We start from the raw sequence: 14,435 nt of genomic DNA, 5'->3' as shown, positions 1-14,435 counted from the left end.
GTTACCGGCAGGCCGCGGCTGGCTTCAGTACTTCGGCATGGCCGGGTCGACCTCGCTGGCCCACGCGTCGACGCCGCCGGTCAGGTTGTAGACCTTGCCGTAGCCCTGGCGCTCCAGGTAGGCGGCCACCTGCATGCTGCGCATGCCGTGGTGGCAGATGCAGACGATGTCGGCGTCCTCGTCCAGCTCGGCCGCGCGCGCGGGGATGTCTCGCATCGGGATGTGGGTGATGCCGGGCATGGCGCAGGTCTGCACCTCCCAGCCTTCACGCACGTCGAGCAGGACCGGTTTGGCGCGGCTGGCGTCGGCCAGCCACTGGGCCAGTTCGGTCGGCTTGATGACCTGCATGATGACTCCGTCTTCAGAACTGGAACTGCGAGGGCCGGGCCGCGCCCTGCAGGGGCTTGACCGCGGTCTCGAACAGGTTGACGACCTGGTACTCGGTCTCGGACACGCGCGTGATCAGGCGCGCTTCCATCACCGGCAGTTCGCCCACGAAGGCGGCGATGCGCCCGCCCACCTTGACCTGCGACAGGATCGACTGCGGGATGGCCGGCAGCGAGCCCGAGATGCAGATCACGTCGTACGGCGCGGCGGCGCTCCAGCCGTCGGTGGCGTTGCCTTCGGCCACGTCGACGTTGGTGATGCCGGCGTTGGCCAGGTTGGTGCGGGCCAGCTCGACCAGCTCAGGGACGATGTCCACGGTCAGCACGTGGCGGGCACGGTTGGCCAGCAGGGCGGCCATGTAGCCGGAGCCAGCGCCGATTTCCAGCACGTTTTCATGCTTGCGCACGGCCAGGTCCTGCAGGATGCGGGCTTCCACCCGCGGCGGCAGCATGTTCTGCCCGGCGGGCAGCGGAATCTCCATGTCGACGAACGCCAGCGAGGCGTACGCGGTCGGGACGAACTGCTCCCGCTTGACCACCGCCAGCAGGTCCAGGATTTCCTGGTCCAGCACGTCCCACGGGCGGATTTGTTGTTCGATCATGTTGAATCGGGCTTTTTCGAGATCCATCTTGCCATTCCTTACCAAGGCCAACCGCTGTCGTTCTGTGCGCCGGCCGCGCGGTGCCCACGGCCGGACAGTCTTATCAAACCCTTTATTTTAACCTTGCGGACGCCGCCAGGCTCATTCCGCGCTGGCCTCCCTGGGCGCCGGCAGTTCCGGGGCCGCGGGCTGGCCGGAGCTTGCCTGCGGATGTCCTGAGGGGTGCGCCGCGGGCTGCACGGCGGCCTTGCCGAACCACAGCCGCCGCAACCACGCCGCCAGGTCGTCCAGATACGTATAGATCACCGGCACCACCACCAGCGTCAGGATCGACGAGGTGACGATCCCGCCGATCACGGTCTGGCCCATCGGCGCGCGCTGCTCGGCGCCTTCGCCCAGGCTGAAGGCCAGCGGCACCATGCCGAAGATCATCGCCAGCGTGGTCATCAGGATCGGGCGCAGCCGCACGCGCGCCGCCTCCACCAGGGCCGCTTCCCGCGACAGCGGCTGCCGGCCGTCGGCGCCGTCCACATGGCCGTGCCGGGCCTGGTTGGCAAAGTCCACCAGCAGGATCGCGTTCTTGGTCACCAGCCCCATCAGCATGATGAAGCCGATGATCGAGAACATATTCAGCGTCGAGCGGAACAGCAGCAGCGCCGCGAACACCCCCACCAGCGTCAGTGGCAGCGAGGTCATGATGGCGACCGGCTGGAAGAAGCTGGCGAACTGCGAGGCCAGGATCATGTAGATAAAGATCACCGCCAGCGCCAGCGCCGACACGGCGTAGCCGAAGGACTCGTTCATCGACTTGGTCGAGCCGCCGAAACGGTACTTGTAGCCGGCCGGCCAGGTCATGCCGTCGAGCGTGCTCTTGACGTCGCGCGCCACCTCGCCGGCCGAGCGCCCTGCGACGTTGGCGGTCAGTTCGACCTCGCGGTTCAGGTCGCGCCGGCTGATCTGGTTGGCGCCGGTGGTGGGCACCAGCTCGGCGATCTGGCGCAGCGGCACCATCTTCGGCGAGCCGTCGCCGTTGGTCTGGCTGCTGGCGATCATCAGCCCGTTCAGATCGGCCATGCCGGTGCGCGCGTCCTTGGGCAGGCGCACGCGTACGTCGTAGTTCTCGTCGTTCGGTGCGCGCCACGAGCTGATGGCGTCGCCGGCCAGCAGCGGGCGCAGTGCGTTGCCGATCTGCGCCACGCCGACGCCCAGGTCCGAGGCCAGTTCGCGCCGGATGCGGACCTCGATGGTGGGGCGGTCATCCTTCATGCTCGAATCCAGGTCGGCCAGTCCCTGGATCGCCCGCATGCGGCGGCTGGCCTCCTGCGACAGCCGGCGCAGTTCGTCCAGGTCGTCGCCCTGGATCGATACCTGGATCGCCTTCTGGCCGCCGGCGCCGTCGGGCATGCCGACCATGGTCAGCGTGATGCCGGCGATGCTCGCCAGCCGCTCGCGGATCAGCGGGTTGAGTTGCGCGGTGGTCAGCTTGCGCGCGCGCCGCTCGGTCAGCCGCACCGACACCAGCGCGTTGTTGCGGCCCGAGGCGTTGCCCGAATTGATGGTGGCGTAGGTGTAGGCGACTTCCGGGAAGGATTTCAGCGCCGCTTCCACCTGCCGCACCTTGGACTCGGTGACTTCGATGGACGTGCCCACCGGCGTAGTGAAGCCGACCTGGGTCTCGCCAAGATCCGCATTGGGCACGAATTCCGTGCCGATCAGCGGTACCAGAGCAAAGCTGCCGAAGAAGGTCACCAGCGCGATCAGCGCGGTCGCCAGCCGGTGCTTCAGCGCCCAGCCCAGCATGGCGGCGTAGCCGTTGCCGAGGCGGTCCATCCGCGCCGAGAACCAGTCAAGCAAACGTCCCACCGTGCGTCCGTACCAGCTCTTCTTGTTGCCGGTACCGTGCAGGTCGGGATCGTGCCAGACCGAGGACAGCATCGGGTCCAGCGTGAACGAGACGAACATCGAGATCAGCACGGCCGCCACCACGGTGATGCCGAACTGGTGGAAGAAGCGCCCGATGATGCCGCCCATGAAGCCCACCGGCAGGAACACCGCCACGATCGAGAAGGTGGTGGCCAGCACTGCCAGCCCGATCTCGTTGGTGCCGTCCAGCGCTGCCGTGCGGTGGTCCTTGCCCATCAGATTGTGGCGCACGATGTTCTCGCGCACCACGATGGCATCGTCGATCAACAGGCCTACGCACAGCGACAGCGCCATCAGCGTGATCACGTTGAGCGTGAAGCCACACATATACATCACGCCGAAGGTGCCGATCAGCGCGATCGGCAGCGTCAGGCCGGTGATCACCGTGCTGCGCCAGGAGCCGAGGAACAGGAACACGATCGCCACCGTCAGGAATGCGCCTTCGAGCAGCGTCGATTGCACTTCCTTCACGCTGCTGCGGATGCCGCGCGCGGTGTCGTTGACCACGTTGAGCTGCACGCCGGCGGGCACCAGCTTGCGCACCTCGTCGGTCATGCGCACCAGGCCGTCGACGGTATCGACGGTGTTCTGGCCCTGCGCTTTCACCACGGAGAGGAAGAGGGCGCGCTTGCCGTCGAGCAGCGCCAGGCTTTCCTGCTCTTCCTGGCCGTCGCGCACGTCGGCGATCTCGCCCAGCGTGACCGGCTGGCCGGCGCGGCGCGCGACGATGATGTGGCGGAAGGCGTCGGGCGTGGGCACGCGGCCCTTGATCTGCACCATGGTTTCCGTCGCCGAGGAACGCAGCTCGCCAGCGGGCAGCTCCTGGTTCTCGCTGCGGATGGCGTTCATCACCTGGTCGACGCCGATGCCCAGCGCCTCCAGCTGTGCCGGCCGGATGCGGATCTCGACCTCGCGTTTGGTGCCGCCGACGATATTGATCGCGCCTACGCCGCGCACCGTCTCCAGCCGCTTGCGCACGATCTGGTCGGCGATCGTGGTCAGCTCGCGCTGGCTGCGGCTGGCGCCGGGCGCATTGGACACCGACAGGTAGAAGATCGGCGCGTCGGATGGGTCATAGCGCAGCACGCGCGGCTCCTTGACCTCGTCACGGAACTGCGGGCGGATCAGCGCGATCTTGTCGCGCACGTCCTGCGCAGCCTGGCCGACATCGACGCTGAGGTCGAACTTGATGACGACGACCGAGGTGCCCTGGTACGAGTGCGAGAAGATCTCGTCGATACCCGAGATGGTGTTGACGATCTCCTCGACTTTGCGCGTGACGTCGGACTCGACCGACTCCGGCGCGGCGCCGGGGTATTCGGTCTGCACCACCACCACCGGGAAGGTGATGTCGGGAAACTGGTCGACCGGCAGCCGCTGGTAAGAGAACAGCCCGACCACGATGAAGGCAATCATCATCATGGTGGCCAGCACCGGGTTGCGAATGGACAGGCGGGTGAACCACATGGCCGCGTCAGGCCTTCACACGCCTGACCTGGCTGCCGCTGCGCAGCGTGCCCAGGTTGTTGCGCACGATCTCAGCGCCGGCATCGAGGCCGGAGACGATCTCCACCAGTCCGCTGGCCTCGTCGCGGATGCCCAGCTGCACCGGCCGTTCGGCCAGCGTGTCCTTGTCGATGGCATAGACGAAGGCACGCTCGCCTTCCATGCGCACCGCCGACACCGGCACCGCCACCACGCCGGCGCGCTCGCCCAGCACCAGCGCGCCACGCGCGAACATGCCGGCGCGCAACCTGGCGTCGCTGTTCTCCACGCGGATATAGACCATGATGCTGCGCGTGCCCTGGCTGACCGCAGGGTTGATGCGCACCAGCTTGCCGGGAAAGCGGCCGGCGCCTTCCACGTCGAGCTCGACCGGCTGGCCGACCGCGGCGCGCGCGACGTCCGCCATCGGGATCGGCGCTTCCAGCTCCAGCACGCGCAGGTCCACCACGTCGACCAGGCGCGTGTCCGGCGACACCTTCTCGCCCGGCTGCACCGCGCGCGCGGACACCACGCCGTCCAGCGGCGCCTTCACCACCGTGTCGGCCAGCGCCTTCTGCGCCACGGCCAGGCCGCCCTGTGCGGCATCGAGGTTGGCGCGGGCCACGTCGAGGTCGGACTGGTACTTGTCGAATGCGGTCTTCGAGATAAAGCCCTTGCCGACCAGCTCGCGGTTGCGCTCCCAGGTCTGGTGCGAGTTCCGGAACTGCCCGCGCATGGCCAGCATCTGCCCGCGCGCCTGCGCCACCCTGGCCTCGTACTCGGTCGGGTCGATGCGCACGATCACCTGGCCGGCGCGCACGGGCTCGCCTTCGCGCACCAGCACCTGCTGCACCTCGCCGGAGACCTTGGCCTTGACCGAGGCCTGGTTCAGCGCGCGCAGGCTGCCCGACAGCGGCAGCGAGACCTGCAGGTCATGGCGGCCGGCGCTGACCAGGTCGGTCTGCAGGAATTCCACCACGTTCACCGCGGCCTGCGCCGGCGGCTGCGGCTGCGGCTGGCGCGCGCTGCCGGCCTTGCGCACCGCGAGCGTGGCGCTCAGTGCGATGACGGCGCAGGCGGCGGTGATCAGCAGGGTCTTTCGCTTCATGTTCTGGGATTGGGCTCGGACTCGGGCTCGGCGGCGGCGCGCTGCGCCAGCATTTCGTCGCGGATGCGTTCCCAGACATAGGGGCCGTTCTGTGGCGGAAGCGGGCGATCGCGCGCTTCGCCGGCGGTCAGCCCGAACAGCAGCGTATCGAGCAGGTTGTCGAGGAAGGCTTCCGGATCGATGTCCTTTTCCGAGGTGGCGCGCAGCGCGCGCTGCCAAAGCATCAGGAACACCAGCGGCGCGCAGATCAGCGTGGTGGTGGGGTTGGCCGGCATCGCGCGGAATTCGCCGCGGGCCACCCCGCGGGCCAGCACCCTGGCGAACAGCTCGTCGCCCGGCACCATCACTTCCTCGTTGTAGAAGCGGGCGATGTCCGGGAAATTGCCCGACTCGGCCATGATCAGCTTGGTCAGCCCGGCCACCGTGGTGGCACCGATCAGTCCCCACCAGCCGCGCAGCAGCTCGCGCAGCAGCTCGGGGGTGCTGCCTTCATATTTGTCGACCAGGTCCGTGCCGCGCGCCAGTGCTGGCACCAGGTTCTCGCGCACCACCGACTTGAACAGCTCTTCCTTATTGGCGAAATACAGGTAGACCGTGCCCTTGGACACGCCGGCCGCGGCGGCCACGTCTTCCAGGCGCGTGGCGGCGTAGCCGCGCTCCACGAACAGTTCGAGCGCGGCGGCCACCAGTTCCTGCGGGCGGGCGGCCTTGCGGCGGCTCCAGCGCGGGGCGTCGGCGTCTTTGTGCGGATCGGCGGGCGTTTTCACGGGTGTGTTGCGGGTACTGCGGGGCACGGGGGGTGATGGTTGTTAATAACTTGTCGGTCAGTAATGTAGAGTAGCGCTATGGGAGGGTCAAGCGCCCGGCAGCCGCCTCCGGGTACACACGGAGGCGAATGTGATACATGTGATGCTTGATGCCCTTAAGGGCGAGGGCTTGCGCTGGCTTGCACGACGCTTGCCTTTTCTTACAGGACACCAGGGGCCCTTCGGGCACAATGGTGACTTCAAGCGCGCCGCCGGTTTCCGTTTCGTGCGGCCGTTCCCTGAATCATTGCGATGAGTTGTCGGTCAGACCACCCTTGCCGCGCGGGCTGCGGCGCCTGCTGCATTGCCCCGTCGATCGCCTCGCCGCTGCCCGGCATGCCCGACGGCAAGCCGGCCGGCGTGCCCTGCGTGCAGCTGTTGCCAGATATGCGCTGCGCGGTGTTCGGCAGGCTCGACCGGCCCGCGTTCTGTGCCGGCCTGAAGCCGTCGGCCGAAATGTGCGGCGACACGCGCGAAGCCGCGCTGCACTGGCTGACCCGACTCGAAATCCTGACCGCGCCGCAGGCCACGTCCGCCCGGCCCGGTCCGCGCGTGTGACGCCCGCCGCCGTGCCGGCGCACACGCCCGACATCCTGTAATCGGAGGCAATTTGATGATCCGGACTTCCCGACGGCGCTGGCTTGCCGCGTCGGCCGCGGCCACACTGGCGCTGGGGCTGGCCGCCTGCGGCGCGTTCCGCAGCGAATACACCTTCTCGCAAAGCCAGCTGCAGGCGGCGCTGGAGCGCAAGTTCCCGTTCAACAAGCGCTATATGGAGCTGTTCGACATCCAGCTGACCAACCCGCGCCTGACGCTGGACCCGACGCGCAACCGCGTCAACGTGCAGTTCGACGCCACCGTCGACAATAAGCTGTTCTTCCCCCGTGCCCTGAGCGGGCGCTTCGCGCTGGACAGCGGCCTGCGCTATGACGAGCCCACGCGCTCGCTGGTGCTGCAGGATCCCGAAGTGCAGCGCTTTGACGTGCAGGGCATGCCCGCGCAGTTCTCGCGCCAGCTCAATGCGCTGGGCGGCATCCTGGCCGAGCAGTTGCTGCAGGGCTATCCGCTCTATACCTTCCGCGACGACCAGTTGCGGGTTGCTGGCACGCAGGTGGAGCCCGGTACAATCACCGTTTTGCCTGACGGCATCAACGTCAAGATCAACCGTCCCTGATCGGGGCCTCTAACAACAATACAGGCGGCCCGGCACGCATGCCGGGCAACGCCCATGACAACGTCTCTCTCCGTTCCGCATGGACATCGCACTTGCCCTGAAAGCCGTGATACTCGGCATCGTCGAAGGACTTACCGAGTTCCTCCCCATCTCAAGCACCGGCCACCTGATCCTGGCGGGCCAGTTGCTCGATTTCAACGACGAGAAGGGCAAGATCTTCGAGATCGTGATCCAGTTCGGCGCGATCCTGGCGGTCTGCTGGGAGTTCCGCGCGCGCATCGGCAACGTCGTGCGCGGCCTGGGCTCCGACCCGCAGGCGCAGCGCTTCGCCGCCAACGTCGTGATCGCCTCTGTGCCGGCAATCCTGCTGGCCTTTATCTTCGGCAAATGGATCAAGGCCCACCTGTTCAACCCGATCTCGGTGGCAATGGCCTTTATCGTCGGCGGTGTGATCATTTTGCTGGCCGAATGGCGCGACGCGCGCCGCGGCACGGTTTCGCACCCGCAAGGCAACGCGCTGCTGGAAGCCGCCAAGGCCGGCGCCCCGCGCATCGAATCGGTCGATGACCTGAACTGGCGCGACTCGCTCAAGGTCGGCCTGGCGCAGTGCTTTGCGCTGGTGCCGGGCACGTCGCGCTCTGGCGCCACCATCATCGGCGGCATGCTGTTCGGGCTGTCGCGGAAGGTCGCGACCGAGTTCTCGTTCTTCCTGGCGATCCCGGTGATCTTCGGCGCCACGGTCTATGAGCTGTACAAGGCGCGCTCGCTGCTGAACGGCGATGATCTCGGTATCTTCGCGGTGGGCTTCGTCTTTGCTTTCCTGTCCGCCTTCCTGTGCGTGCGCTGGCTGCTGCGTTTTGTCGCCACGCATGACTTCAAGCCGTTTGCCTGGTATCGCATCGCGTTCGGCATCGTGGTGCTGGCGACGGCCTACTCGGGCCTGGTGACCTGGCACGCCTGATTCGACCGGCCGTTCAGGCAACAAAAAGGCGTGGCCGATGCCACGCCTTTTTGTTTGTCCGCCGCAATCGCTCAGGCGCGCTTGCGGAAGACCACGTCCCACACACCGTGCCCGAGCCGCACGCCGCGCCGCTCGAACTTGGTCACGGGCCGGTACTCCGGCCGCTCTGAAAAACCGTCCGCGGTGACCGAGGTGTTCTCCAGCAGCGGCTCGCCCGACAGCACTTCCACCATCTGGTGCGCGTACTCTTCCCAGTCGGTGGCGCAGTGGAGATAGCCGCCCGGCTTGAGGCGCGCGGCCAGCAGCTTCACCAGCGGCGGCTGCACCAGCCGGCGCTTGTTGTGGCGCTTCTTGTGCCACGGGTCGGGGAAATAGATATGGACGCCGTCCAGGCTGTCGTCGGTCAGCATATGGGCGATCACTTCCACCGCATCGTGCTGGAGGATCCGCACGTTGGTGAGACCGCGCTCGTCGATCAGCTTGAGCAGCGCGCCCACGCCGGGCTCGTGCACCTCGCAGCCGAGGAAGTTGTCCTGCGGACGCAGCCCGGCGATATGCGCGGTGGTCTCGCCCATGCCGAAGCCGATCTCCAGGATCGCCGGCGCCTTGCGGCCGAACGCCGCCTCCCAGTCCAGCGGCTGCGGCGCATAGGGCACCATCATGCGCGGCCCGACTTCATCGATGGCACGCTGCTGCCCCGTCGAAGTCCGCCCCGCGCGGCGCACGAACGAACGGATCCGGCGTGGATGCGCAACGCCTTCAGGATCGGCAGGGGAGGGAGCGGACACTTGTCCGGCGCTGTCTACCGGCGCGGCGTCGTCGGCCGGCGTCGGTTCGGTGCTGGGGTCTTGGGGAAGCATGGCAACAAAAAAGCCGCCGGGCAGATCACCGTAACGGTGGCAAAGGCGGCTTGTCTCGACTGGAGGTGGAGCGGGCGATGGGAATCGAACCCACGTCTTTAGCTTGGGAAGCTAAGGTAATGGCCATTATACGACGCCCGCGAACCCGCGATTCTAAGCGGATTTCCGGCGCGGGCGCAAGCGGTATGCGTGCCAGTTGGCAAGATAAGTGCAACCTAAGCCACTAAAAGGGCAGTGGCTTACCAAGTAGAAATCGCCTTCGGCGTAAACACCGGCATCCCGATCCCGGCCGCCGCGTCAGTCAGCGGCTCGATCTCCACCAGCGGACGCTCGGATTCCACCTTGCCGAATATGGCGGCAAACGGTATGTCCCCCGCATCCCGCCCCGTCCCGATGCGAAGCAGGCCCGTGGGGATGGAAATCCCCGAAGGATCCAGCAGGTACCACCGGTGCGACAGGTAGATCTCCACCACCGCATGGAAATCCGGCGCCCCCATGCGCACATCCGCGCCATAGTCGAGGCTGCTGGACATGCGCGCCGGGATGCTCAGCGCACGGCACAGGGCGATCATCAGGTGGGCGAAATCCCGGCAGACCCCGGTGCGCTCCACGATGGTATCGGCCGCGGAGGTGCGTTCGTTGGTGGAGCGCGACAGGAAGCGCACGTGATTGCGCACCCACTCGCGGATGGCGTAGACGCGCGCATAGCCCGGCTGCATGCCGCCGAACTCGCGGTTGGCGAATTCCATCAGGCGGTCGGATTCGCAATACCGGCTCGGCGCCAGGTAAGGCAATACCTCGAACGGCAGTTCGGTGATGGGCACCTCTGACAGCTTGTGGCCGTCTTCCAGGTGGTGATCGATGTCGACGATCGCTTCGTAGCGGATGGCAAGGCGGCCCTGAGGCGCGCGCAGTCTCAGCAGCCGGTTGGCCAGCACGGGATCGGTGTAGCGGGCAACCTCGAGTTCCGGGGAGATTGTCAGCCGCTCCGAAACGATGGATTGCCGGGGTGTGCTGGCGACTTCGATATTGAGCAGGAAGTCCACCATGTCGTCCCTGACCTCGTAGGACAGGCTTGCCGCGTACCGGAGTCGGTTCATCTGAATGTCTGCCTTGGCATGGTCGGAGGAAGGTGAGTGGCCCCTCCGTTCGGAAAATGGTGATGCGTGCCTTTTCCAGTGTAGTGCCACCGCACGCACCCCGGCCGCGTTGTGCGGGCCACGGGTGAGGTAGGCGCCGCATGCGGGGGCGGCGCGTGCCCGACACCTATACTGCTAGACGGCGCCATTGCACCCGCGTCCGCGTCACCACCAGTACAGGGGGAGGCATGCACAGGGAAGTTGTCATCGGCCAGCACCGGGTTTCGATCCGGGCAGAGCCGAAAACCGATGAAGGCGAGTCGGCCGACGTCGCGGGCTATGCCGTGCGATACACCATCGCCCGTACCGACGGCGCGCCTGTGCGTCCTAATTTTCCGACTGTGTGCTCCTATGAACTGAATCTGGGCACGGCGCTGTTCCCGTCGGTGGAGGCGGCGCTGGACTATGGGCTTGCCAAGGCCCGCGACGATATCGCGACGTTCGAAGCGCAGCAAGACGCCGATAGGCGCAGCGCTGCTCCAGACCAAGGCTGACGCCCACGCGCGGATGCGGCCGTCTCAGTTCGCAAAATTCACCAGCCGCCAGCCGATCCCCGGCGCGCAGCGCGAGGGTTGCGGCATAGGTTTCGCCATCCCGGTTCTTCGGCACCGATTCCCACTTCGCCTTGCGCCAGTTGACGGTGACTGGGTTGCAGGCGTAGAAGAGCCTGACGCCGGCCGGCGGCGCGTCCGCCTTCACCTGGCACCGCGCTCTCGGTGCGCACGCCGGGCAAATCAGCTTGATGGAATGGCAGTCGGTAACGCAGGCAGCTTCGTACATCGACAACGCGATGAACCAGCGAAACAAGGTGTCTGCTCCGCGCCTGGGATGTTAGAGGCTGAGTCGTGTTGAGTTTTCAGATCAACCCGAAAACTTGTGGTGAGTCCGCAATTATTGATCTTTCCGTAAATCATGACATCACCACAACGTTGCCTGAACCCAGCACGCGGCGATGATCGAAGGCCGGTGTTGCGCGCTTTTGAGCTAGTTGCGGGCGACGGTATGCAACTCATTGAGGTTGTCGGGGCAGAAGTTCGCAATCGCGTGACACTTGGGCCATGCCCACAGGTACTCAACTGGGTTGAGCTCGGGGCATTGCGGTGGCGGGAAGGTCATATGAATATGTCCCTCGAGAGAATCCAGATATTCGCGGACCATTGCGGCGCGATGGGGCCTGGCCCCATCCCAGATGATCAGCAACGGCTGCTTCAGATGCGCTTTGAGCGCCTTAAGAAACTCGACCACCGGTTCTTTCTTGACGCTGCCTTCGTACACAGGTAGTTGGTGCGACTGAGGCCGGCGATCGCCGACACATGGCTCCAGTTGAAATGAAACTGGATGATGGGTGTTTGCCCCTTCGGCGCCCAGGTGCTGACAGGCGTGGGCCGCTCGCTGATGCCAGTCTCGTCGATAAAGACAATCAATCGGCCTTCGCGCTGGGCTTTTTTTTAAGCGCAGGCCAGGTGTGGCGCTTCCAGTGGCGCACCGCGTCTTCGTCTCGCTCGATCGCGCGACGATCTGGCTTTTGCGCGCTGAAACCCAACGCCCCAAGAATGCGCCAGATCTGCGTTTGGCTGAACTCGACGCCATACGTCCGCTTGATGAGCGAACCGACGCGCTTGAGTGTCCATAGCTCGGTACCAAAGCCATGCGCAGTCGGGCTTTGCAGCAACGCCCCGCGCAATTCGGCCAGTTGCTCCGGCTCGAGCTTGGCTGGGCGGCCTCGACCTGGCACAGCCCATAGCGCATCAATTCCGCCTTCATCGAGCAGAGCTTTCCACGTGTACACCGTTTGTCGGGCTACCCCCACGGCCAATGCCACCTCGGCTGGTCGCTTGCCAGCCAACGGCATCCGACCCGCTCGCAAGCGCTTCTCCGTTGCATCGTCTAATGGCTTCTTCGGCACGGCCCGTATCTCCAATCAACCCGTTAGAGATAAAACGCGCCAGCACTGAATCCCTTGTCATGTTTTTTGTAAATCTCAATAAGACTCCAGGCGCAACAATTCTTGCAAAATGAGTCCTTGCTAAGCGCCCGCAGAGCGGGTCTACTCACGCAGTACGCACACCGCATATGTCGATGTTACTGCTGCGCACCGCCCGCGCAGCGTAACAGAATCGCTCCCGAGAAACTGGAGGTGCTTTGAAATCTGGCAGCGTGTCAACGAATCAGGGGCGAATAGCCAAACTGTCGTGGATGGCCCCGGCCATGGCATTCATCTCCCTGAATCAATATCCAAAATTTACTCGGATCCGTCGTGCCGATCGCGCGGCGCGTTGCACCCTCGATGCCGAGGCGAAGGAGGGTAGTCGTGGTTGAGATGAGCCCTCGGAATAAGGCGGACAAGTTCCTCGCCGCCGGATTTCAGCGAGCTGGCCCTTCTGCGACGGCTTTGACCGATCCCATTGCCGACACACCAATGATCGTGACGCTGGACCAGTTGCGCCCGTATGACCACGATCCGCGCGTCAAGCGCAATCCGGCTTATGAGGAAATCAAGGCGTCCATCCGAGAGCGCGGTTTGGATGCGCCACCGGCGATCACGCGACGCCCAAGCGAAGTGCATTACATCATTCGCAACGGTGGCAATACGCGATTGGCAATTCTTCGCGAGCTGTGGGCTGAGACCAAGCAGGAACGGTTTTTTCGCATGTCCTGCCTATTCCGCCCCTGGCCGGAACGGGGCGAGATCGCCGCCTTGACGGGCCACTTGGCGGAAAACGAGCTGCGCGGCGGATTGACTTTCATCGAGCGCGCCCTGGGCGTCGAGAAAGCGCGCGAATTTTACGAGCAGGAAACGGGTAGCACACTGACCCAATCCGAGCTCGCCAGGCGCCTGACGGCCGATGGGTATCCGGTGCAGCAATCGCGCATCAGCCGCATGCAGGAGGCGGTGTGTTACCTGCTGCCAGCGATTCCAACCGTGCTGTACGGCGGGCTCGGCCGGCATCAGGTGGAGCGGCTCGCAGTGCTGCGCAAGGCGTGCGAGCACACCTGGGAACGGAGAGCGCTGGGCCGTCACCTCGCCGTGGACTTCGCCTCGCTGTTCCAGGATGTGCTTTCGCAGTTCGACGCGCAACCGGATGGCTTCTCGTTCCAGCGGGTGCAGGACGAACTGGCGGGCCAGATGGCTGAGTTGCTGGACACAGACTATGACACACTGAGCCTGGAGATCGACGACAGCGAAAGCCGGCAGCGCGTGCTGAGCAGCGAGCCGTTGCCGGTGAGGCCAACAGCCTCTACCGTGTCCGCGACGCCAAGGCCTGCATCGCCACCTCCGGCGGCGACAACTACTGCACAGCAGGCCGGTGTACCGACCGGATCCGTTGGCGAGAGGCCCTCGACACGGACTGCTATGGCGCCCGCGGCCGACAGCGGGCAAGCCGGGGAAGTAGGCGCCGCGCCAGTACGGGCCGACCATGATGCGCAGCACCTGCAGGGGCGCATCGTGTCCCCGGCGCCGACCACCGAACGCCTAGTAGGGGCCCAGTTGGGCGACAGGCTACCCGACTGTGAGACCAATGCCTTGCGCGCGATCCCCGCGCAGGTCGGTGGCCTCTACCCCGTCTCGGATGTCTGGTATATCGAGCCAGGATTGGACGTGCCGGACCGGCTTCGGGTGCATATCGCACAGTTCGCCCGCGAGGTCGCCGAAGAGGCGGCGGTCGCCGAGCAGATCGAGCCCAGTGACGATGGCATCGGCTTCGTCTGCGTGACTCCGCCCGTTGCGCAGGCGAGGGCCTTGCCTGACTTCGCTCGTGCCGTGCTGGCGCTGTTGCATGCGTTGAGCATGGCTCAGCCAGCCGCGACAGGACTGGATCGTACGCGACTGGCTGACGACCTGGCGCCGCTGCTGCACGGCGGAGGCGGAACGGCCATGCGCCTGAGCGACACTGGCGTGGTGAAGTTGTTCCGGCTGCTGCGCCTGGCGCGACGGCTGCTGGACCTGGAGAACGGTACGGCGTTTGCCGACCGGGGCCACGATTCCTGA

Annotated in this window: 12 protein-coding genes, 1 tRNA gene and 1 pseudogene; 5 read left to right on the top strand and 9 right to left on the bottom strand. The window is 65.6% G+C overall.

Annotation, left to right across the window (positions count from 1 at the left end; all coding sequences use genetic code 11):
* Positions 1-24: 24 nt before the first annotated feature.
* The 5 genes from ABNX08_RS17030 to ABNX08_RS17010 form a co-directional block, all read right to left on the bottom strand.
* Positions 25-348, bottom strand: a complete 324-nt coding sequence (locus tag ABNX08_RS17030) for a rhodanese-like domain-containing protein (protein ID WP_022536297.1) — start codon at positions 346-348, stop codon at positions 25-27.
* Positions 349-361: 13 nt separating this feature from the next.
* On the bottom strand, positions 362-1,015 hold the full coding sequence (locus ABNX08_RS17025; RefSeq protein WP_349607999.1) for a protein-L-isoaspartate O-methyltransferase: 654 nt from the start codon (positions 1,013-1,015) through the stop codon (positions 362-364).
* Between the two features lie 114 nt (positions 1,016-1,129).
* The gene (locus ABNX08_RS17020) at positions 1,130-4,378 is read right to left on the bottom strand and encodes an efflux RND transporter permease subunit (protein ID WP_349608001.1); all 3,249 of its coding nucleotides are present in this window, start codon (positions 4,376-4,378) and stop codon (positions 1,130-1,132) included.
* Between the two features lie 7 nt (positions 4,379-4,385).
* Complete coding sequence (locus tag ABNX08_RS17015) at positions 4,386-5,504, bottom strand: efflux RND transporter periplasmic adaptor subunit (protein WP_349608002.1); 1,119 nt, start codon at positions 5,502-5,504, stop codon at positions 4,386-4,388.
* Complete coding sequence (locus ABNX08_RS17010) at positions 5,501-6,298, bottom strand: TetR/AcrR family transcriptional regulator (protein ID WP_374063617.1); 798 nt, start codon at positions 6,296-6,298, stop codon at positions 5,501-5,503. Before ABNX08_RS17010 ends, ABNX08_RS17015 begins: the two co-directional genes overlap by 4 nt.
* A 264-nt stretch (positions 6,299-6,562) precedes the next feature.
* Between ABNX08_RS17010 and ABNX08_RS17005 the strand changes: the two genes are divergently transcribed.
* The 3 genes from ABNX08_RS17005 to ABNX08_RS16995 all read left to right on the top strand — a co-directional run bounded on the left by ABNX08_RS17005 (position 6,563) and on the right by ABNX08_RS16995 (position 8,445).
* Positions 6,563-6,868 (top strand): YkgJ family cysteine cluster protein, encoded by a 306-nt coding sequence (locus ABNX08_RS17005; protein WP_022536292.1) that lies wholly within the window; start codon positions 6,563-6,565, stop codon positions 6,866-6,868.
* Between the two features lie 55 nt (positions 6,869-6,923).
* A complete protein-coding gene (locus tag ABNX08_RS17000) occupies positions 6,924-7,484 on the top strand; it encodes a DUF1439 domain-containing protein (RefSeq protein WP_349608006.1) in 561 nt (186 codons plus the stop codon).
* A 79-nt stretch (positions 7,485-7,563) separates the two neighbouring features.
* Positions 7,564-8,445, top strand: a complete 882-nt coding sequence (locus ABNX08_RS16995; RefSeq protein ID WP_022536290.1) for an undecaprenyl-diphosphate phosphatase — start codon at positions 7,564-7,566, stop codon at positions 8,443-8,445.
* A gap of 71 nt (positions 8,446-8,516) precedes the next feature.
* Here ABNX08_RS16995 and trmB read toward each other — a convergent pair whose 3' ends face one another.
* The 3 genes from trmB to ABNX08_RS16980 form a co-directional block, all read right to left on the bottom strand.
* On the bottom strand, positions 8,517-9,305 hold the full coding sequence (gene trmB, locus ABNX08_RS16990) for a tRNA (guanosine(46)-N7)-methyltransferase TrmB (RefSeq protein ID WP_349608008.1): 789 nt from the start codon (positions 9,303-9,305) through the stop codon (positions 8,517-8,519).
* Between the two features lie 66 nt (positions 9,306-9,371).
* Positions 9,372-9,446: transfer RNA gene (locus ABNX08_RS16985), tRNA-Gly, on the bottom strand.
* A 98-nt stretch (positions 9,447-9,544) separates the two neighbouring features.
* On the bottom strand, positions 9,545-10,405 hold the full coding sequence (locus tag ABNX08_RS16980) for a transglutaminase family protein (protein WP_022536288.1): 861 nt from the start codon (positions 10,403-10,405) through the stop codon (positions 9,545-9,547).
* A gap of 227 nt (positions 10,406-10,632) precedes the next feature.
* Between ABNX08_RS16980 and ABNX08_RS16975 the strand changes: the two genes are divergently transcribed.
* Entirely contained in the window at positions 10,633-10,938 is a 306-nt protein-coding gene (locus ABNX08_RS16975; RefSeq protein ID WP_022536287.1) for a hypothetical protein, read from the top strand.
* A gap of 424 nt (positions 10,939-11,362) precedes the next feature.
* Here ABNX08_RS16975 and ABNX08_RS16970 read toward each other — a convergent pair.
* Positions 11,363-12,350: pseudogene (locus tag ABNX08_RS16970) on the bottom strand (IS630 family transposase).
* A gap of 414 nt (positions 12,351-12,764) precedes the next feature.
* On the opposite strand from ABNX08_RS16970, the gene ABNX08_RS16965 reads away from it, so the two are divergent.
* Positions 12,765-14,435, top strand: a complete 1,671-nt coding sequence (locus ABNX08_RS16965) for a ParB family protein (protein ID WP_374063683.1) — start codon at positions 12,765-12,767, stop codon at positions 14,433-14,435.

This window comes from Cupriavidus sp. DF5525, from assembly GCF_040149425.2.
In the GTDB taxonomy this organism is placed as follows: Bacteria; Pseudomonadota; Gammaproteobacteria; order Burkholderiales; family Burkholderiaceae; genus Cupriavidus; species Cupriavidus pickettii_A.
This window is presented reverse-complemented; position numbering and strand designations above follow the sequence as displayed.

Bases quoted from the DNA above. Each gene is read 5' to 3' on its own strand.
- ABNX08_RS17030 (WP_022536297.1), bottom strand. From the start codon at position 348: ATGCAGGTCATCAAGCCGACCGAACTGGCCCAGTGGCTGGCCGACGCC.
- ABNX08_RS17025 (WP_349607999.1), bottom strand. From the start codon at position 1,015: ATGGATCTCGAAAAAGCCCGATTCAACATGATCGAACAACAAATCCGC.
- ABNX08_RS17020 (WP_349608001.1), bottom strand. From the start codon at position 4,378: ATGTGGTTCACCCGCCTGTCCATTCGCAACCCGGTGCTGGCCACCATG.
- ABNX08_RS17015 (WP_349608002.1), bottom strand. From the start codon at position 5,504: ATGAAGCGAAAGACCCTGCTGATCACCGCCGCCTGCGCCGTCATCGCA.
- ABNX08_RS17005 (WP_022536292.1), top strand. From the start codon at position 6,563: ATGAGTTGTCGGTCAGACCACCCTTGCCGCGCGGGCTGCGGCGCCTGC.
- ABNX08_RS17000 (WP_349608006.1), top strand. From the start codon at position 6,924: ATGATCCGGACTTCCCGACGGCGCTGGCTTGCCGCGTCGGCCGCGGCC.
- ABNX08_RS16995 (WP_022536290.1), top strand. From the start codon at position 7,564: ATGGACATCGCACTTGCCCTGAAAGCCGTGATACTCGGCATCGTCGAA.
- trmB (WP_349608008.1), bottom strand. From the start codon at position 9,305: ATGCTTCCCCAAGACCCCAGCACCGAACCGACGCCGGCCGACGACGCC.
- ABNX08_RS16980 (WP_022536288.1), bottom strand. From the start codon at position 10,405: ATGAACCGACTCCGGTACGCGGCAAGCCTGTCCTACGAGGTCAGGGAC.
- ABNX08_RS16975 (WP_022536287.1), top strand. From the start codon at position 10,633: ATGCACAGGGAAGTTGTCATCGGCCAGCACCGGGTTTCGATCCGGGCA.
- ABNX08_RS16965 (WP_374063683.1), top strand. From the start codon at position 12,765: ATGAGCCCTCGGAATAAGGCGGACAAGTTCCTCGCCGCCGGATTTCAG.